Source organism: Paenarthrobacter sp. YIM B13468, assembly GCF_042788025.1.
GTDB lineage: Bacteria > Actinomycetota > Actinomycetes > Actinomycetales > Micrococcaceae > Arthrobacter > Arthrobacter aromaticivorans.
Map to the genome: position 1 here is coordinate 45,476 of NZ_JBHZPI010000021.1, position 17,683 is coordinate 63,158.

The 17,683-nt window shown below is 62.3% G+C and carries 17 protein-coding genes and 1 tRNA gene; 4 read left to right on the forward strand and 14 right to left on the reverse strand.

All coding sequences use genetic code 11. From position 1 onward, the window contains the following. Positions 1-9 precede the first annotated feature (9 nt). From ACFX4T_RS18690 to ACFX4T_RS18705, 4 genes are all read right to left on the reverse strand, one after another. Entirely contained in the window at positions 10-189 is a 180-nt protein-coding gene (locus ACFX4T_RS18690) for a hypothetical protein (RefSeq protein ID WP_216927104.1), read from the reverse strand. A 267-nt stretch (positions 190-456) separates the two neighbouring features. Continuing rightward, positions 457-1,299 (reverse strand): sugar phosphate isomerase/epimerase, encoded by an 843-nt coding sequence (locus tag ACFX4T_RS18695; RefSeq protein ID WP_223947091.1) that lies wholly within the window; start codon positions 1,297-1,299, stop codon positions 457-459. Continuing rightward, on the reverse strand, positions 1,296-2,510 hold the full coding sequence (locus tag ACFX4T_RS18700) for a dihydrodipicolinate synthase family protein (RefSeq protein WP_223947090.1): 1,215 nt from the start codon (positions 2,508-2,510) through the stop codon (positions 1,296-1,298). The genes ACFX4T_RS18695 and ACFX4T_RS18700 overlap by 4 nt, the downstream gene beginning before the upstream one ends. Continuing rightward, positions 2,510-3,679 carry a Gfo/Idh/MocA family protein gene (locus tag ACFX4T_RS18705; protein WP_223947089.1) on the reverse strand — a complete coding sequence of 390 codons (1,170 nt, stop codon included), beginning with the start codon at positions 3,677-3,679 and terminating at the stop codon, positions 2,510-2,512. Before ACFX4T_RS18705 ends, ACFX4T_RS18700 begins: the two co-directional genes overlap by 1 nt. 196 nt (positions 3,680-3,875) lie before the next feature. Here ACFX4T_RS18705 and ACFX4T_RS18710 point away from each other — a divergent pair, with 196 nt between their 5' ends. Next, positions 3,876-4,916 (forward strand): LacI family DNA-binding transcriptional regulator, encoded by a 1,041-nt coding sequence (locus ACFX4T_RS18710; RefSeq protein ID WP_377653242.1) that lies wholly within the window; start codon positions 3,876-3,878, stop codon positions 4,914-4,916. A 41-nt stretch (positions 4,917-4,957) separates the two neighbouring features. Here the strand turns inward: ACFX4T_RS18710 and ACFX4T_RS18715 are convergent, their stop codons facing one another. Then, on the reverse strand, positions 4,958-5,731 hold the full coding sequence (locus tag ACFX4T_RS18715; RefSeq protein ID WP_377653244.1) for a sugar phosphate isomerase/epimerase family protein: 774 nt from the start codon (positions 5,729-5,731) through the stop codon (positions 4,958-4,960). Positions 5,732-6,184: 453 nt separating this feature from the next. Then, positions 6,185-7,039, reverse strand: a complete 855-nt coding sequence (locus tag ACFX4T_RS18720; protein ID WP_216927132.1) for a LysR substrate-binding domain-containing protein — start codon at positions 7,037-7,039, stop codon at positions 6,185-6,187. Positions 7,040-7,195: 156 nt separating this feature from the next. Between ACFX4T_RS18720 and ACFX4T_RS18725 the strand changes: the two genes are divergently transcribed. Further along, the gene (locus ACFX4T_RS18725) at positions 7,196-8,581 is read left to right on the forward strand and encodes an MFS transporter (RefSeq protein WP_377653246.1); all 1,386 of its coding nucleotides are present in this window, start codon (positions 7,196-7,198) and stop codon (positions 8,579-8,581) included. 78 nt (positions 8,582-8,659) lie between these two features. On the opposite strand, the gene ACFX4T_RS18730 is transcribed toward ACFX4T_RS18725, so the two are convergent. The 3 genes from ACFX4T_RS18730 to ACFX4T_RS18740 all read right to left on the reverse strand — a co-directional run bounded on the left by ACFX4T_RS18730 (position 8,660) and on the right by ACFX4T_RS18740 (position 11,052). After that, positions 8,660-9,121 (reverse strand): nuclear transport factor 2 family protein, encoded by a 462-nt coding sequence (locus ACFX4T_RS18730; RefSeq protein ID WP_216927136.1) that lies wholly within the window; start codon positions 9,119-9,121, stop codon positions 8,660-8,662. 258 nt (positions 9,122-9,379) lie between these two features. Beyond that, positions 9,380-9,453: transfer RNA gene (locus tag ACFX4T_RS18735), tRNA-Gly, on the reverse strand. A gap of 78 nt (positions 9,454-9,531) precedes the next feature. Further along, a complete protein-coding gene (locus tag ACFX4T_RS18740) occupies positions 9,532-11,052 on the reverse strand; it encodes a D-alanyl-D-alanine carboxypeptidase family protein (RefSeq protein ID WP_377653248.1) in 1,521 nt (506 codons plus the stop codon). A gap of 215 nt (positions 11,053-11,267) precedes the next feature. Between ACFX4T_RS18740 and ACFX4T_RS18745 the strand changes: the two genes are divergently transcribed. After that, entirely contained in the window at positions 11,268-11,711 is a 444-nt protein-coding gene (locus ACFX4T_RS18745) for an SRPBCC family protein (RefSeq protein ID WP_377653250.1), read from the forward strand. 30 nt (positions 11,712-11,741) lie between these two features. Here the strand turns inward: ACFX4T_RS18745 and ACFX4T_RS18750 are convergent, their stop codons facing one another. Together ACFX4T_RS18750 and ACFX4T_RS18755 are read right to left on the reverse strand one after the other, a co-directional pair. Further along, positions 11,742-12,968, reverse strand: a complete 1,227-nt coding sequence (locus ACFX4T_RS18750; protein WP_377653332.1) for a CAP domain-containing protein — start codon at positions 12,966-12,968, stop codon at positions 11,742-11,744. Then, complete coding sequence (locus tag ACFX4T_RS18755; protein ID WP_377653252.1) at positions 12,856-13,377, reverse strand: hypothetical protein; 522 nt, start codon at positions 13,375-13,377, stop codon at positions 12,856-12,858. Before ACFX4T_RS18755 ends, ACFX4T_RS18750 begins: the two co-directional genes overlap by 113 nt. A gap of 444 nt (positions 13,378-13,821) precedes the next feature. Here ACFX4T_RS18755 and dcd point away from each other — a divergent pair, with 444 nt between their 5' ends. Beyond that, a complete protein-coding gene (gene dcd, locus ACFX4T_RS18760) occupies positions 13,822-14,397 on the forward strand; it encodes a dCTP deaminase (protein ID WP_216927188.1) in 576 nt (191 codons plus the stop codon). Positions 14,398-14,443: 46 nt separating this feature from the next. Here dcd and ACFX4T_RS18765 read toward each other — a convergent pair whose 3' ends face one another. The 3 genes from ACFX4T_RS18765 to ACFX4T_RS18775 form a co-directional block, all read right to left on the reverse strand. Continuing rightward, on the reverse strand, positions 14,444-15,643 hold the full coding sequence (locus ACFX4T_RS18765; protein WP_216927150.1) for a cation:proton antiporter: 1,200 nt from the start codon (positions 15,641-15,643) through the stop codon (positions 14,444-14,446). A 6-nt stretch (positions 15,644-15,649) separates the two neighbouring features. Next, positions 15,650-16,132 (reverse strand): cation:proton antiporter regulatory subunit, encoded by a 483-nt coding sequence (locus tag ACFX4T_RS18770; RefSeq protein WP_223947081.1) that lies wholly within the window; start codon positions 16,130-16,132, stop codon positions 15,650-15,652. 66 nt (positions 16,133-16,198) lie between these two features. Next, positions 16,199-17,602, reverse strand: coding sequence for an MFS transporter (locus tag ACFX4T_RS18775; protein ID WP_377653254.1), 1,404 nt, complete (start codon positions 17,600-17,602; stop codon positions 16,199-16,201). Positions 17,603-17,683: the final 81 nt, after the last annotated feature.

A 17,683-nucleotide genomic window follows, 5' to 3' on the forward strand; every position in this document is an offset into this window, starting at 1 on the left:
CCGTGCGGATTACGCCCCTGCGGGAAAGCCCTGGTCGGCGTCGTCCCACCAACCCTCCCAGGCGCTGGAGGATAGGCGCTCAAAAGCGAAGGTGGCAGCAGGCGTGTTTTCTTCAGGGGAAGCGCCTGAGGATCCGCTCGGGCTGCTGCCGGCGTCCAGGAAAAAGTTGAGAGTCTTCAAGAGCATCATGGTGGTGTCCTTTCAGTGGTTTCTTGGACCTCTTTGTCCAGGTGAAACCAGCGTAGGCGGGCATTGTTTCTTCTCATCGACGCAATGTTTCAGCTATGTACCACTTATCTAACATGGGCATTCCGGGCCTCGCGGCTGAAACAAACAGGGGGCGAAAAAGCGAGCCCCTGCCGTGACCGGGCAGGGGCTCGCTTGCTTGGGGGGTGGTCCTCCCGCGGAGCTTAGGGCATCTGCGGGAGGACCACGTTCTTAGGGTTGTTTGGGTTCTTACGCGTACGGCAGGACGAGTTCCGCGTAGCGCTTCTTCATGGTTTCCAGGACGGAATCGCCGTCGGCGTCCCAGATTTCCTGGTTGAAGATTTCAACCTCGATATCGCCCGTGTATCCGGCGTCCCGCACCCAGGTGCCGATGGTGGCGAAGTCAATGACGCCGTCGCCCATCATGCCGCGGGACAGCAGCGCGTCCGCAGCGATCGGCAGATTGAAATCGCATACCTGGTATGAGGCAATGCGGTTTTCGCGCCCAGCCCGTTCGATCTGCGCCTTCAGTTCCGGATCCCACCACACGTGGAAGGTGTCGACGGCGACGCCGACTGCCTTTGCGTCGTAGGGCGCTGCAAGGTCCAGGGCTTGGCCCAGGGTGGAGATAAGGGCGCGGTCTGCTGCATACATCGGGTGCAAAGGTTCCAATACCAAACGGACACCGTTTTCGGAGGCAAAAGGCACCAGTTCCTCAAGGCGGTCGGCGACGCGCTGGCGGGCAGCGACGACGTCCTTCTCGCCCGGTGCGAGGCCGCCGACCACCAGGAACAGCTCCTGGGTGTCCAGCACTACGGCTTCACGGACGGCCTCGAAGTTGTCAGCCAGGGCAGCAGCCTGACCTTCAGCATCAGCCGCTGTGAGGAAGCCTCCGCGGCACAGGGACGAAACGCGGAGGCCAGCGTCCTTGATGAGCTTGGCGGCCTTGTCCAGTCCGGCTTCCGCCACGCGGTCACGCCATGGGCCAATTGCCGGGATGCCCGCGCGGGCACAACCATCCACGGCCTCGGCGAGTGTCCACTTCTTGGTGGTGGCGCTGTTCAGGGACAGTCGGGAGAAATCCGGGCTCATGCGCCCACCCCGTTGATCCTTAGGTAGTCGGACATCCGGAATGCTGCCAGCGACGGGTCCTTCAGCAAGCCGGCCTGATCGGCAAGTTCGAAGGTCTTGGCCAGGTGCAGGACGGATCGTCCCGAGTGCAGTCCTCCGACCATCTGGAATCCGGGCTGCTTGCCGTTGAGCCAGGACATGAACGCGATGCCGGTCTTGTAGTAGAACGTCGGTGCGCTGAAGATGTGCTTTCCGAGCTCACGGGTGGAGTCAAGGATGGCGCGCCCTTCTGCGCCTTGTCCGGCGTCGTACTTCTGCAAGGCAACCGAAGCGGCAGGGTAAATGGCGGCAAAGATGCCTAGCAGTGCGTCCGAGTGGTGGGTGTCGTCGCCATCGATAAGTTCCGGATAGTTGAAGTCATCGCCTGTGTAGAGGCGGACGCCTTCCGGGAGGTTGGCCCGGAGGGCGACTTCATGGGAAGCGTCCAGAAGGGAGACCTTCACGCCATCCACCTTGTCCGCGTGCTCACGGATCAGGCTGAGGAATGTTTCAGTGGCCATGGAAACATCGTCCGAGCCCCAGTAGCCAGCCAGTGCGGGATCGAACATCGTGCCGAGCCAGTGCAGGATGACCGGTTGGTCAACTTCCTGCAAGAGCGTCGAGTAGACGTGCAGGTAGTCATCGGCGCCGCTGGCAACCTTTGCCAAGGCGCGGGAGGCCATGAGGATGACCTTGGGGCCGGCTTCGCTGACCACTGCGATTTGCTCGCGGTAGGCCTCGATGACGGCCTGGATGCCGGCAGCGCCCTCAGGTAGGGCGGTGATGTCCAACTGGTCCGTGCCTGCGCCGCAGGAGACAAGGTCGCGGACGGACTTTCCTGCGGTCGCGGCGCTGCCCGTTGCCACTACGGAAGCGGCCTCGGCGCCGGTGCGCTTGATGAGCTGCTGGGTAGCTGCCCAGTCCAGGCCCATGCCGCGCTGCGCGGTATCCATGGCGTCAGCGACCCCAAGTCCGTAGGACCAGAGTTCATGCCGGTATGCCAGCGTGGCATCCCAATCAAGCTGCGCAGGGGCGCCGGGCGTATTGTCAGCAGCGACCTCCGGGATGACGTGGGCTGCGGCGTACGCGCGGCGGGCCTTCAGGGGAGCGTTCGGCTTGACCCACGCAGTGGCGGGCTGGAGGCGGTACTCGCGGGTGCCGCCGTCGTCGGTAGGAAGAATGAGTGACGTCATTAGAGGGTGATCTCCGGGATGTCGATGGTGCGGCGCTCTGCCGAGGACTGCAGGCCGAGCTCGGCAAGCTGTACGCCGCGGGCTGCGGAGAGCAGGCCGAAGCGGTGCTCGCGGCCGGCAACCACGTCGCGCAGGAATTCTTCCCACTGCAACTTGAAGCCGTTATCCAGTTCAGCGTTGGCCGGAACTTCCTGCCACTGGCTGCGGAAGGATTCGGTGACGGGAAGGTCCGGGTTCCAGACAGGCTTAGGAGTGTGGGCGCGCTGCTGCGCAACGCACTTGTTCAAACCCGCGACGGCGGAACCGTGCGTGCCGTCGATCTGGAACTCAACCAGTTCGTCGCGGTACACGCGGACGGCCCAGGAAGAGTTGATCTGGCCGATGACCTCGTCGCCGCCCGGCGTTTCAAGCTCGAAGATGCCGTAGGAAGCGTCGTCTGCAGTGGCCTTGTATTCCTTGCCGGCCTCATCCCAACGTGCGGGGATATGGGTAGCCGTCTTGGCGTTGACGCTCTTGACCTTGCCGATGATGCCTTCAAGCACGTAGTTCCAGTGGCAGAACATGTCCGTGGTCATTCCGCCGCCGTCTTCCTTGCGGTAGTTCCACGAGGGGCGCTGGGCTGCCTGGACGTCGCCTTCGAAGACCCAGTAGCCGAACTCGCCGCGGATGGAGAGGATGCGGCCGAAGAAGCCTTCGTCCACCAGTCGGCGGAGCTTTACAAGGCCCGGGAGGTACAGCTTGTCGTGCACGACGCCTGCGGTGACGCCGGACTCCTTGCCGATTTGTGCCAGCTCGATTGCTTCCTCAAGAGTCTCAGCCGTGGGCTTTTCGGTGAAGATGTGCTTGCCAGCTCGCATGGCCTTCTTCAAGGTGGCGGCGCGAAGGCTGGTCATTGAGGCGTCAAACACGATGTCCACCGTGGGGTCGGCGATGACGGCGTCCAGGTCGGTGGACCATTCGGAGACCTTGTGGAGTTCGGCGAGCTCGCGGATCTTGGCTTCGTTGCGGCCAACGAGGATCGGTTCCACCTGGACCTTGGTGCCGTCTTCGAGAGTGAAGCCACCGGCGTCGCGGATAGGGAGGATGGAGCGCAGCAAGTGCTGGCGGTAACCCATACGGCCGGTGATGCCGTTCATGGCGATGCGGATCGTCTTTGTTTCGTAGTCCATGTTTTCTCCAGGTCCTTGTGTGCCGGCCGCTGTGGTTGCCGGTGTTTGCAATTCAAGAAGGTGGGAAAGCGCATTCCCGTTGCATTGATCATGCACTATGCCCAGCGAGCTTGGCAAGCGCTTTCCCAAAAATGGGCGAAGACTGCCATAATTTCTTTAGCGCCAGTCTTGAAGGCTTGCAGAAAAGGAGGGCCTCGTGGCTGCCAGCACATTGAGTGAAGTTGCCCGTTTGGCAGGGGTCTCCCTTGCAACGGCGTCCCGCGTCCTCAACGGTTCCACCCGTAAGCCCGCAGAGGATATTGCGGAGCGCGTCCGTGAGGCCGCCGAAAAGCTCGGCTACGTCCCCAATGCCCAGGCCCAGGCGCTCGCAAAGTCCAGCTCAGGACTGATCGGCCTGATTGTCCACGACATCGCCGACCCCTACTTTTCTGCCATTGCCCGCGGTGTCCAGGAGGCGGCCCGCCAACAGAACCGCATGGTCCTGTTGGCCAGCACCTCCGGCGCTCCTTCGGATGAGCGGGAAGCTGTGGCAGCCTTCGCTGCCCGCCGCGCAGATTCAATCGTGATCGCGGGTTCACGCTCGGCGCGGCCCGAGGACGAGCAAGGCAATCTGGAACTCGCTGCTGAGCTGGATCGCTATTGCCGTAATGGCGGGCACGTCGGCGTAGTAGGTCACCCGATCGTGGGCTCCACTACCAACGAGGGCTACCACGTAGTTGAGGTGCCTAACGAGGACCTCGCAGCGGAGCTCGCCGACGAATTGGCTGCCTCGCATGAGGGCGCCTTCGTTGTGGTTGGCGGCCCTGAAGGGCTCTTTACCTCCGATGACCGGATCCGCGGCTTCCAGCGAGGACTCGCCGACGCCGGCCGGCCTCGCGCTGAGGTTATGCGTACAGGCTTCAACCGTGCGGGAGGATACGACGCCGGGCTGGCGCTGGCCGAACGGATCAAAGCCTCCGACGAACGACTCTGCATCTTCGCGGTGAACGACGTCATGGCCATCGGTGTGACCGCTGCACTGCGGGCAGAGGGCGTGTGGATTCCCCGTGACGCAAACATTGCTGGTTTTGACGACATCGAAACCCTGCGGGACTTCCGTCCTGCCCTGTCCACGGTGTATTTGCCACTGGAGGACATTGGACGGCTTGCGGCCGGTGACCCGGATGGAGGCTCTGTGGTTGGTTCCGTCAAGCTCCGCCGCAGCACGGAGCTTCCGGCGGAGAGCCAAACTGCGTAGTTGCGGCAGTTGGCCCAAACTGAAGCCCCGTTCAAGTGGCGCTAGTCTTCCCCGAGCGTGATGGTGTGCAGGAATGCTGCGTCGTTGAGCACGTTGTCCGGCAGGTCGTCCTCAACGAACTCCAGCATGATGTCCATGTCCTTGCCGTTTTCCCGCAGGGCGTCCGACACCGTCTGCCACAGCAGCTTCCTGTTCCGGAGCGGGAACCGTTCGGCTTTGGGTCCCCAGGAAAAGCAGTGGACGCCAATGACGTGGGGCAACACCCGGTGGAGCGAGTCAAGTGCCTGTTGGTCGGAAAGCCCGACGGCGGGTTGCCAGTAAGTGCCGACGTTGGCGTGGTTTACGCGGTGCAGGAGCTCAAGTGTTGTTTCGGGGGAGTCTGTGAGGGTGTTGCCGTGATACTCGAAGGCGACGGCTATTCCTCGCTCGGCCGCCTGGTCTGCCACCCGTTGCGTGTCCTTTACGACAGCCTCCCAATGATTGTCTCGGGCGTCTGCCGAACCAAGTTCCCCAGCCCAGATGCGTATTCGAGGTGCGCCCAAGGTCGCCGCCAGCTCCAAAGTCGGGCCGAAATCGCCGAAGTCGCCAGCGCGGTAGTAAGAGCCAAGCGAAAGGACCATGAGGCCGGCCGCTTCCGTAGCTTCCTTGGCATGGGCGGCCGATGCGGCGTCACTGATGTGGACATCAGTGCCCCACTCGATGCCTGCCAAGCCTGCGTCGGCAGAAATGCGGACGACGTCGTCAATCCCCGAATCCCGTAGGGTGACGGAACAAATGCCGGGCGTGAGGTCCGCCAACGTAGTGAGGTCGATCATTGGTTCAGGATAGCTGGAATGCGCTTACCCGATAAGGGCGTATCGCTGGTTGAACACATCTGAACGCTACAGATACATCCCTGACCCCGGATCGGCTCGGTAATGGAAGCTTACGGACGGCCGTTTGACTGTTCGTCGAATTGCACAAGTCGCAGGCAGGCGCCCTGTCTACGTACCGGTCCCGGTGTGGGCTATCCGCATACTTGCGCAGCTCACGGAGTGGACAATGGTGGTCCCACTTGTTGCAAAAGCACAAGCACAGATGCTCGCGGAGGGTGTCAGCGAGGCCGCGCCATTCGCGTCGGAGCTTCCGGAGGAAATTCGCCCGGTTTTGAGGTTCGATGTCGATCGGATCCAGGCCGCGCTGCCTGACGGTCGTTTCGGCCTTAGCGATCTACGAATGGCACGATGGTGGGCCGGGCAACACCGCCATCAGGCGAGCCGACCCGGCAGTTAGTTCGATTTACTCAGGGTCCTGCCCATGATCGCCTGGGTTAGCGCATCAATGACTTCAGCGTTCGCAAGGGGATTTCGGATCAAGGTGAAGTCGACGTCTCCCACGGGCGGGAGGTCGAAGCGCTGGGTGATCACCTTGAGGTCTTCAGGAACCAGGGACGCAGGCATCACCGCAACGCCAATGCCCGCCCGGACTGCGGCCAATACCCCGCTGATCTGCTTGGTGCTGCACGTGATGCGCCACGTGCGCCCTGCCGCTTCCAAAGCATCGATCGCCAACTTTCGGCTCAGGCTTGGCGCAGGGTAGGCAATCAGCGGCACCGGAGCGCCCGGCTCAAGGAGTGTTTGCTCGACGCCAACCCACGCGAAGTTGTCATGCCGGACCACGGTGCCTTCCTTGGCGCCAGCCACCCACTTCACGAAGACGAGATCCAGTTGGCCGGCGTTGAGGCGTTTGTAGAGTTGGTCGCTTTGACTGACTGTCAGTTCCAGGTTGATCTGTGGATACAGTTGCCGGAATTCGCGCAGGATCCGCGGGAGGCCTGTGATTGCGAGGTCGTCCGCAGTGCCAAACCGAAGACGGCCCCGCATTGCGGAACCCGAAAAGTATCGTGCTGCGGAGTCGTGGGCTGCAAGGATGCTGCGGGCGAAACCAGCCATGGCGTCACCGTTGTCCGTCAGCCGGACTTCCCGGGTGTCACGGGCCACCAGGACCCGCTTTGCGGCGGCTTCGAGCTTGCGGACGTGCTGGCTCACTGTTGGCTGGGCCAGCCCCAATCGCTCGGCTGCCTTGGTGAAACTCAGCGTCTCAGCGACGGCCAGGAAGGAACGGAGCTGGACAGGTTCAAACACGGAACTCCTCAAGCGCTGGGTCGAATTGGTGCGGAAGTACGGGTGCATCATTGCAATCCGCAATGCTAGTTATAGGCGCAATACGCTTCCATAATTGCTGCTGGCAACCATAGCGTTAAAGGCATCCCACCGAAACTCTCGATCCGAGGACTATCTTTGGCACCCCCACCGCCTTCAGCGGCAAATGTCAGCCAGCCCGTCATCGATTCCCTGTCCGCGCCGCAAACGCCGGACACCGTCACCCAGCCACTCGCCGTCGTAAGCGAAAAGCTGCCCTGGCGGCACACCTTTATCTCCCTGAAGGTACCCAACTTCAGGATTTTCGCAATCGGCCACTTTATTGCCGTGATTGCGATCTGGATGCAACGCATTGCCCAGGACTGGATGGTGCTGCAGCTCTCAGGCTCCGTCACCGCCGTCGGAATTACCGTGGCCCTGCAGTTCATGCCGTCGTTGTTCCTTGGCCCGTGGGGCGGCATGATGGCTGACCGCTTCGCGAAGCGAAAGATCCTCATCATCTGCCAGTCCGCGGCTGCCGTTCTTGCTGCGACATTGGCGGCGCTTTCCCTCAGCCACCGCGTAGAAGTCTGGCACGTCTACGCGATCGCCCTGGTCCTGGGCTTTGTAACCGTGCTGGACCAGCCGGCGCGGCAGGTATTCGTCAACGAACTCGTCGGTCCCAAGTACCTGCGCAACGCCATCAGCGTCAACTCAACAACCTTCCAGCTCGGTGGCCTGATCGGTCCGGCACTCGCGGGATGGCTGCTCACTGCTGTGGGCGCTGGTTGGGCGTTCGCGGCCAATGCAGTCGCATGTTGCTCGACCGTCGCTATGCTCCTGATCCTCCGCAAAGACCAGCTGCACCTTAGCCGGCCGACGCCTCGCAAGAAGGGCATGCTGCGCGAAGGCCTCCAGTACGCCCTCAGCAAACCCACCATCTACTGGCCATGGCTGATGGCCGGATTCATAGCTGTTTTCGCGATGAGCCTTCCGGTGCTGCTGGCCGCCTTTGCGGACCAGGTGTACGACGCCGGGGCCGGAGGCTACGGCCTGCTGAACGCAATGGTTGCGCTCGGCGCACTGACGGGAGCTGTGACGTCCACTCGACGTCGTCAACTGCGGTTGCGATCGGTGGTGCTCTCGGCCGGACTGTATGGCTTGATGCTCTGCCTAGCGTCCGTGATGCCGTCCATGGTCTGGTTCAGCGTCTCGATGGTCCTGGCTGGATTCTGGTGCCTCATGTTCCTGACGGCGGCAAACCAGATGGTGCAGACCAGTTCCAACATGAGCATTCGAGGCCGGGTCATGAGCCTGTACTTGGTGGTGCTCATCGGCGGCCAGGCAATTGGCGGCCCCGTCATGGGTTGGCTCGCCGAGCACCTGGGGCCGCACTGGGCAATCCTTGTGGCAGGCGGTGTGCCGGCAGCGGCGGCGGCTGTTGTCGCCGTCGTGCTGGCCCGGAAGGCTTCCCTGCACATCAAGGTGGACCTGCGTGACCGGCGTCGCGTACTCCGGATCGTTGACCGGACGCAAGCGGCATAACCGGATCGGGGCCGGGCGTCAGCGTGGGCTGACGCCCCCCGGAACTGAACTCACTGGCTTGGATCTAGTGGCCTGGACTCACTGGGCGGGCTCGACGGCGGGCCGGCCATGGGTTACCCGGTGGCTGACGCGGTCCGCGGTGTCGTCAACGCGGACGAAGTGCTCCACAGGCTCCATGTAGAACCGGGCACTGTTGATGACGCCCTCTTCCACGCCGAAAATGATGACGCCCGTGAGCTCATGTGGCGTGCCATCCCGCCAAGCGCCCTGCATATGCAGCTCGGTCCAGGCCTGGTGGCCGGACACGCTGTGGGACACCATCCGAACCTTGATGTCCGGCACTCCCGTGAAGAGCTGTTCCCAGTTGCTACGGATAGCGTCCCTGCCCGTAAAGCCCCTGGTGGGGTGGGCAGGCGTCTCATTGACATAGCCAGGCGCGAAGCATTCGGCCAAGGCTTCAAGATCATGCTTGTTCGTGGCTTCCAGCAGGCGGTGGATGACGGCGAGTGGACCCGCCTCAGCATCGTCGGTGAGAGTCATTGGAGGACCTCCCGGATAGGTGGATGTATCTACGAGTTTAGGCTCGGTGGCCGCCCGGGTCGACGGGCGCAGGGCCTTATCTGGTGAGTGCCGCCGTCGTGATTCCCAGTTGCGTGGCTTCCTGACCGACTTTGAATTCGGCGACAACCACAATGCGTTGATTTGCCAGTATTTCGCCGGGGTTCGCTGCCAAAGAGGGTCAGGACCATACGGGTTCTTAACGAGATGACCCCCTGCCCGGAGGCAAGGGGGTCATGATGGAGCGGGCGACGGGAATCGAACCCGCGTATCGAGCTTGGGAAGCTAGCGCTCTACCATTGAGCTACGCCCGCGTCGCTCCGGGTATTCGCCGGAGCGAGTCCTAGCTTAGCGCAGTTCCGGGGGTCCTCATGACAGGCGCGCGACCATGTCTATTTGAAGAGCTTCAGGCCATTCCAACCGGATCCAACCTGCGCGTAGGTGGTCCAGGAACCCCTGCCGAGGCCGTAGTTGTAGAGGTTGCCTTCAGCAGTTTGCGCGGTGACGCCGCGAGTGCCCGCGCCGGTCAGCCCGAAGCTCGGCAGCAGCGTGCGCATGTACTGCCAACCCGTGCCCACGGTGGTGGCCGGGCCAAAGAAACCAGCCCAGCCGTCTCCTCGGTAATTGATCAAGGAACCGGAAGCTGTCCTCGCCAGGATGTCATTGGCTCCGTCGCCCTCCCAGTCGGCCATGGTCAGTTCCAGGCCGTTCCAGCCGTTGCCGATGACCTGCGGACCGCTCAGCGCACCGCCGAAAGTGTTGGGGTAGTAGCGCAGCACACCATCCGGAAAATATCCGACGACGCCGGGCCGGGGGTGCGCGTGCGTCCACTTGCCCACGGTGATGGTCATGCGATCCCAGCCGCCGTTCCCCACGACAACCTGACCGGCGAAGCCGCCGCCGGGAAGGCCGCGGTAAACGCCGAGGACGCCGTTGTTCCACTGCGCAAGGATGTCGTAAATGCCATCAATGTCCCAGTCCACCACGAACCCCTGCTTCAAGCCGGTCCAGCCCGAACCGATCTGGAGGGGTGCCCCATACCCGCCTGCCGCCGTCGCGGGGTAACGCAGCATCCGCCCTGACGAGTCGGCAGCTACGAGGTCGGCGCCGGACTTGATGCTCGCAGCGGCCGCTGGGTTTCCAGCGAAGTAGTGCTCCAGCGTAGGGAATCCGCGCCGGTTCATATCAGTGGCCAGCGCGACGCCAACGTAGCGCAAGTGCCAAGGCTCGTAGCTGTACCCGGTGGTGCCCGTGTAGCCGTTGGGGTAACGGACGATGAAGCCGTACTTGTGGGCGTTGGCTGCCACCCACTTGCCGGCTGCTGTATCTCCGAAGCAGGTGCTCAGGCCACAGGAACCAGCAGCATTGCCGATGTCCATGGCGAGGCCGGTCTGGTGTTCGCTATACCCGGGACGTGCTGAGATGGTGTCTGCATAGGCCTGGCCGTAAATGCTGACGTAGTAGGCATACACTTCCTGCTGCTGGGCATACGAACGGTAGCCGCTCACGATCGACAGGCCGCCGGTACCAGCGTCGGCTGCCCCTTGGAAGAGGCCGTTGAGCCAGGCGGCGGCTTCAGCCCGCATGTACTGGCCCGAGCCGCGGGCATTGATGAGGTCGCTGGGGGCGTAGCTGACGGGATTCAGTGGCCGGGATTTGTTGACCAGGACAGAGAAGCTAGCAGGGTTCCCGATGGGATCCACGCTGGGCAGGGGATTCACGGTGGTGGGCGCTGCCATTTTGTTCGCGATTGCGGATGCCGCTGCCACGGGAGCCGTTGTTGGAAGCGGCGTTGCCGACGACGGCGCGGCGGTGATGACTCCGCCAGCCACAGCCATGGTGAGGAATGCTGCGCAAGCGGCCAGCCGTCGTCGTGCCTTGCCATGGACAGACGGATGTTTCAGTACTCGCATTACGCCCCCAATTTGGTTTTTGCCAGCGGCACGAACTCTACCCGGCCCGGGACTATGTGTCAGCTGTGTCTCAGATACACCGCCAGGTAACCATTCGGTCAAGGCTCGTTTGTCGTGTGTCGCAGGCAAGCGCGGCTGACTATTCTGAAGGTGTTAGCTGCAGTGTATGGGGAACCGGGCTACGACATTCGAACCGTACGCCGAAAGAGGTTTCCGTGGCATTTGCAGCTTATGAAGTGGTGATCAGCAGGGATGCCATGACCGTCTATGGATTCCTCATGGATGGTATGAACAACTCGCTCTGGCGTTCGGGCGTGCGCAGCATCTCGCTTCGATCCGGTGTCCGTGGCCAGAAGGGCGCGGTTTATCAGCAGACCCTTACTGGCCCAGGAGGACGGCCGATCGCCGCTGACTTCGAGATCACGGAGGCCCGGCCGGGCGCGGAAGTCCGCTTCGCCGTGGTGGCCGGACCCGCCCGGCCCACCGGCGGCTATTACCTCAGCACCGAAGGCAGGACCACCCGGCTCAGGTTCGCCCTGGAGTACCACCCCAAGGGCTTGCAAAAACTCATGAACAGCATGATCCAGAAAACCATGGAAAGTGAAGTTGCCCAGTTGGAGCAGCTCAAGACCGTGATTGAGTCCGGCCAGACGGTTTGATTGCTGGGTTGTTCACTACTGGGTTGTTCCCTACTGGGCGAGCTTGAAGCCGCTCCAACCGCCCCCGACGATGACCGGCGTCGTCAGGCCTCCCGAGGTGAGGTCCCAATACTCCAATACTCCATTGGTGCCAAGGCCCGCGACGCCCGTGGTGTTTGAGCCGGTCACTCCTTGAAGTGAACGCAAACCGGTGTAGTCGGTCCACTCCGCACCCACCACAGGCCTGGCCTCCTGCTTCGGGATGGCCAGCCCGCTGCCGCGGTACAGCCTCAGGTAACCATTGGGCTCGACCGTGAGGAGGTCCTGGAAACCATCGGCGTTGTAGTCCACCATGCTGAGCCGGACGGCCTTGTTGCCTGTTCCGATTGCTGCCTGGGTGCGTATGTACGTCATACCGGAATTCTTGTAGAACCAGAGGCCGCCGGATGCATCCATGGCCACAATTTGCGGGAGACGGTTGTTTGCACACCAAGTACCCACGGCTATGTTCAGGGACTCCCACCCCTGGCCCAGGACTCCGGGCGATCCGAAACCGCCTGACTGCCTGCCCGGGTACACCAGGAGCGCCCCGTCCAGGCGTTGAGCGATGAGGTCAAAGACGCCGTCGCGGTCCCAATCGGAAACGAACAACTCCTTCAACCCGGTGAAACCGATGCCGATCTTGCGGGCCGTGCCGTATTTGGCGTTACCCAAGGATGGGTAGGAATAAACCGTTCCGTCCGGGCTGATGGATACAAGGTCTGCAGCGCTGCGGATGGCCGCAGCACTGAGATCCACGGTAGGCGGCTGGTACTTGCCGCCGGGTTCGCACACACCCACAGGATCCGTGGGCGGCGTGACCGTCCCGCCTGGGCGCGTAGTGGTTCCGGTGGGCAGCGTGGTGTAGCCGAAGAAGTTCACTACGCCCCACAGCGTGTAGCGGTTGGGGGTTGTTTGCCAATTGCCGTCCGTGTACGTGATTCCGATGCCCATCACATTGAAGCGCGGATCGCGCAGCAAGGCGTCGTGACCGGGGGAGCCCTTCCACCACTCCACCAGTTGGGCAGCGTCACGATCCCATCGAACGGCAATGACCTCACCCGCACCGTTGTTCGGGTTAAGCGCGCGCGGGTCCATCCAGAAGTTCGGCCTGTGTTGGATCACTTCACGGCTGGCAATGCTGTTCGACCATTCCTGCGCCATGCTCGCCACGGTTGCGTGATACTTCACTGGGGCCAGGCCCAAAGAAGCGCGGTAGCTGTTGATGGCGTTGAACACGGTCAAGATCGCCGCGGTGTTGTCGTCCGGGAGAAGCGCGAGGGCACCGTTGTCCGGATCCGCATCGCTGTTCGGGGTCTTCCCGGGGAAGGGCGTGGGGGTTGGTGAGGGTGTAGGAGCGGACGTCGTTGAGGAGGGTGGGGTTGGCGTTGGTGACGGCGCGGAAGCCGTTTGTGACGGCGTAGATGTTGGAGTTGCTGAGGGTGTTGGCGGTGACGTGGTTTGAGTTGGTAGCGCTGTTGGCGTCGGTGACTCCGACGGGCCAGGTCCCGCGGCAGGTGCCGTCGGCGTTGGAACGGTGGGAGGAAGCGACGACGGTGCAGAGGCGGGAGAACTCGGGACGGCTGGTTCGTTGGCCTCCGGACTCGCGGAGGGAGTGCCGTACGAGGAAGGATCGTCCGGGCCCCATGAGGGCCCGATGTTCGGCACCGGAGGGGGCGTCTCAACCATCGGATCTACTGCGACCGGTCTGCTCGGCGCACCACTTTCGGAACCGGGAGCTGTCTCCGGGCCCGTTGTAGGGTCACCAGCTTCTTCGCTGGCGGCGGGGGTCGCCTCCAAAGGTGCGGGGTCCGGCGTCGTACTCGTTTCAGGGGCCGTGAGGCCGGAAGGGACGCTGCCCGAAGAAGTAGTGCCGCCGCCCGGTAGGGCCTCTGTAGCTGGCAGGATTTGGCTGGACGCGGCTACCAATATGGCAAGCGCGCCAGCCAGCACGATAGCCGCAGGCGCTGACAATTTCCCCACAATAACCCCGCGAATGCTCGTTGCCCCCAAGTACGGGCGCGGCTTTACATGTCCGGGAACTATAGTCCCATGGGGCGGCGCGGACAATGCATGGGGTATTTTTGATGCTGTGCTGATCTCTGACCGCGATATTCGTGCCGAAATAGACTCCCAACGGATTGTCCTTGAACCGTACGATCCCGCGATGGTTCAGCCGTCTTCCGTGGACGTGCGGATCGACCGGTTTTTCCGGCTCTTCGACAACCACAAATATGCCCACATCGACCCCGCCGAGGAGCAGCCCGAACTGACCCGGCTGGTGGAGGTTGAAGGCAATGAGCCTTTTATCCTGCACCCGGGTGAATTCGTCTTGGGCTCAACGTATGAGACCGTCAGCCTGCCTGATGACATCGCTGCCCGTCTTGAGGGTAAGTCTTCCCTCGGCCGGCTTGGTTTGTTGACGCACTCCACCGCCGGCTTCATCGATCCGGGGTTCTCCGGACACGTCACGCTGGAACTTTCCAACGTGGCTACGCTGCCCATTAAGCTATGGCCGGGCATGAAGATCGGCCAGTTGTGCTTCTTCCGCCTGACGTCCTCAGCGGAACACCCCTACGGTTCCGGTGAGTACGGCAACCGCTATCAGGGCCAGCGCGGACCGACCGCCAGCCGAAGCCACCAGAATTTCCACCGGACGGCGATCTAGCCCGAAACGGCTTGGGCGTCAGGCGCTAGCCGTTCAGCGCTACCCCTCAGGCGCTGGCGCGCTCGGCAGTCCGCGGCGGTGTGCGGGGGCTCCTGCGCAGTGCCTTGACCACAGGTTCCACGAAGCGAGCGGCCAGCGGACCCGTGATGGCCATGATGAGGACGTAAGCCGTAGCCAAGGCTGCGACCTCGTCCGGTACGGCTCCCGAGGCCACCGCCAGGCCAGCAATGACGATAGAGAATTCACCACGCGCAATCAGGGCCGCTCCCGCACGGAAGCGGCCCGGCATTGCGATGCCTGCGCGTTTGGCTGCCCAGAATCCCGTGAACATTTTGGTGGCCGTTGTCAGCAGGGCGAGGAGCAGCGCCCACCCCAGGACCGGCGGGATGGACGTGGGGTCCGTATTGAGGCCGAAGGCAACGAAGAAGATCGCGGCAAACAAGTCCCTCAGGGGTTCAAGGATGCGGGTCGCATTGTGGGCCGTGGCGCCGGAGATGGCGATGCCCAACATGAATGCACCCACAGCGGCTGAGACCTGCAGGGCGGAGGCGATACCGGAAACCAGGAGGGCCAGGCCGAGCACGTTCAGCAGAAACACTTCCGAGTTCTCGCTGTGAACGGCTTGGGAGACGCGGTGCCCGTGTTTGAGCGCGATCATCAGGACTACCGTGACGACAGCCAGCGCGATGCCCACCGTCTGCAACCCACCCAGGAACCCAACACCGGCCAGGATGGCAGTGAGAATGGGTAGGTATATGGCCATGGCCAGGTCCTCGAAAACGAGGATGGAAAGCACCACGGGAGTTTCGCGGTTACCGATCCGCCCTAGGTCCGTGATGACCTTCGCCGCGATTCCTGAGGACGAGATATAGGTAACGCCACCCATCACGATGGCGCCCACAAGACCCCAGCCCAGAAGAACGGCAATTCCGGCGCCGGGGAGGAAATTCAGGACGAAGTCCAGGACACCGGCCTGCCATGAGCGTCTGAGTCCGGTGACGAGTTCGGAGGCGGTGTATTCCAATCCGAGCATCAACAGCAGCAGGATGACGCCGATTTCGCCCGAAAGATGGGCGAATTCATGCATGCCATCCAATTTGACGAAGCCGCCTGCACCGAAGGCCAAGCCACCCAGCAGGTAAAGCGGAATGGGGGACATGCCAATCCGGCCCGCTAGTCGAGCAAGGAGACCGAGGCAGAAGACGACGGCCCCCAGTTCAACGAGGGCTAGTGCGAGCGGATCCATGGTGGGTCAGCCGTTGCGGAGGATATCGGCCGCCGTGTCGAGGCCTTCCTGGGTGCCAACCGCAACGAGCAAATCACCCGTGTGAAGTACGACGTCGGGTGCGGGCGAGGGGACGACCTCGCCTTCGCGCATAATCGCGACGATCGAAACGCCACTTCGGGTGCGGACCTGGGCTTTGCCCATGGGCTGGTTCACGAACGGGGAGTCAGGGGTGATGGAGAACTGGCGGGTCACGATGCCAGGTATCTCACGGTGGGCCTCTGCCAGGCGCATGGCGATGTGTTGCCCGCCCAGGAGGTTGCCCAGAGTTGCGGCTTCATCGGCAGTAAGGGGAATGGAGGCTTGGCAGGTGTCCGGGTCATCCCAAGTGGACACGAAGAGCTCCGTCTCACCCTCGCGAAGCTCCACGACACCGATGCGACGGCCAGAGGCCGTGACGAAATCCTTACGGACCCCAAGGCCCGGGAGTTCAGTCTCATCCACGTTCATATCTCCACCCTAACTCTGTTGGAACTGCACTGGTACGGCGTTCGCGCTCAGCTGTTGCAGTTGAAGTCAGTGATCCGGTACCACGGCGATTTGGGTCTTGCTGGGCGGCTTCACTGGCAGGATCACCAGGAGGCCGGCAAGCAGGACAACCATAATGCCGAGGATGCCCCATCGCTGGGCTCCACCTTCTTCAACAATCGGAGCGGCAATTGTGATGCACAGGGTGAAGAGGGTGGGAGCCAGGAAGCTGACAGCCCGGCCCGTGGTGGCGTAGAGCCCGAAGAGTTCTCCCGACTCGCCGTCGGGGGCCAGCCTGGCCAGGAACGCCCTTGACGAAGACTGGGCTGGCCCAACAAAAAGGCACAGCAGCAGGCCGAAGATCCAGAACGTATTGGCGGCAGGCCAGCTGGTTCCAAAGAACACATAGTTTCCGTTGCCCAGCACCAGGATGAACGTGCCCGCGATCAGCAGACCCACCAAGGAAAGCACGATGACTGCCTTGGGCCCGATCTTGTCGTCAAGGAAGCCCCCGATGATGGCGCCCACCGCTGCCACCACGTTGCCGAAAATCGCGAAGAAGATAACTTCCTTGAGTTCGAAACCAAAGGTCCCGGCCGCGATCACCCCGCCGAACGTGAAGACTGCAGCAAGGCCGTCGCGGAAGATCGCACTGGACAGCAGGAAGTAAATGGTGTGGGGACTGGTGCGATAGATGGCCGCGATGCGCCGGAGCAGCAGCCTGTACGACGCTATGAATCCCAAGGACGCAGAGTCCTTTTTCACGGAAACTTCCGGAACGGCGAACAGCACGGGAAGGGCGAAAATGAAGAACCACAGGGCCGAGAAAATGGCCACAAGCCGGATGTTCAGTGATTCTTCCGTGGATGCACCGAACCATTCGAAAGACGGCTGGACGAACAGTTGCAAAACCAGCAACAACGCCACGATCCCACCGAGGTATCCCATGCCCCAACCAAAGCCGCTGACCTTGCCGATGTTTTTGGGGGTGGAGATTTGGGCCAGCATGGCGTTGTAGTTCACGCCGGCAAACTCAAAGAAAATATTGGCAAGCGCAATCAGGCAGACACCCAGCAGGAGGAATCCTGGCTGCGGGAACACAAAGAAGCACAGGGCAGTGAGGACGGCTGTGGCCGCAGTGTTGACTCCGAGCCAGAGCTTGCGTCGGCCGCCCGCATCCGAACGTTGGCCCGTCACCGGTGCCAGCAACGCGATGGCCAGGCCCGCGACGGCCAAAGCGGCACCTAGTGCGGCAGATGCGGCGTCCTCGCCGCCGAAGGCAGACGACGTCAGGTACACCGTGAAGACGAACGTGGTCATGATGGCGTTAAACGCAGCAGAGCCCCAGTCCCAAGACGCCCAGGCAAGGATTTGGCCCTTCTTGGAGGAGGCAGGTCCGGAGGCAAGCTCGGATGCTGGGTGGGAGGCTTCGGGAACTGCGGCCGCGTTCATAGCCTGAATGCTATCGGGACTCTGACAGCGACGGACAGATGACAGACCGCTATGTGAATAACGCACGGGGAATTCATCCGC

Excerpts from the sequence above, each read along its gene's own strand:
- ACFX4T_RS18715 (WP_377653244.1), bottom strand. The coding sequence starts at position 5,731 with ATGATCGACCTCACTACGTTGGCGGACCTCACGCCCGGCATTTGTTCC.
- ACFX4T_RS18775 (WP_377653254.1), bottom strand. The coding sequence starts at position 17,602 with ATGAACGCGGCCGCAGTTCCCGAAGCCTCCCACCCAGCATCCGAGCTT.
- ACFX4T_RS18695 (WP_223947091.1), bottom strand. The coding sequence starts at position 1,299 with ATGAGCCCGGATTTCTCCCGACTGTCCCTGAACAGCGCCACCACCAAG.
- ACFX4T_RS18700 (WP_223947090.1), bottom strand. The coding sequence starts at position 2,510 with ATGACGTCACTCATTCTTCCTACCGACGACGGCGGCACCCGCGAGTAC.
- ACFX4T_RS18770 (WP_223947081.1), bottom strand. The coding sequence starts at position 16,132 with ATGAACGTGGATGAGACTGAACTCCCGGGCCTTGGGGTCCGTAAGGAT.
- ACFX4T_RS18705 (WP_223947089.1), bottom strand. The coding sequence starts at position 3,679 with ATGGACTACGAAACAAAGACGATCCGCATCGCCATGAACGGCATCACC.
- ACFX4T_RS18740 (WP_377653248.1), bottom strand. The coding sequence starts at position 11,052 with ATGCGAGTACTGAAACATCCGTCTGTCCATGGCAAGGCACGACGACGG.
- ACFX4T_RS18755 (WP_377653252.1), bottom strand. The coding sequence starts at position 13,377 with ATGGGGCCCGGACGATCCTTCCTCGTACGGCACTCCCTCCGCGAGTCC.
- ACFX4T_RS18730 (WP_216927136.1), bottom strand. The coding sequence starts at position 9,121 with ATGACTCTCACCGACGATGCTGAGGCGGGTCCACTCGCCGTCATCCAC.
- ACFX4T_RS18690 (WP_216927104.1), bottom strand. The coding sequence starts at position 189 with ATGATGCTCTTGAAGACTCTCAACTTTTTCCTGGACGCCGGCAGCAGC.
- ACFX4T_RS18765 (WP_216927150.1), bottom strand. The coding sequence starts at position 15,643 with ATGGATCCGCTCGCACTAGCCCTCGTTGAACTGGGGGCCGTCGTCTTC.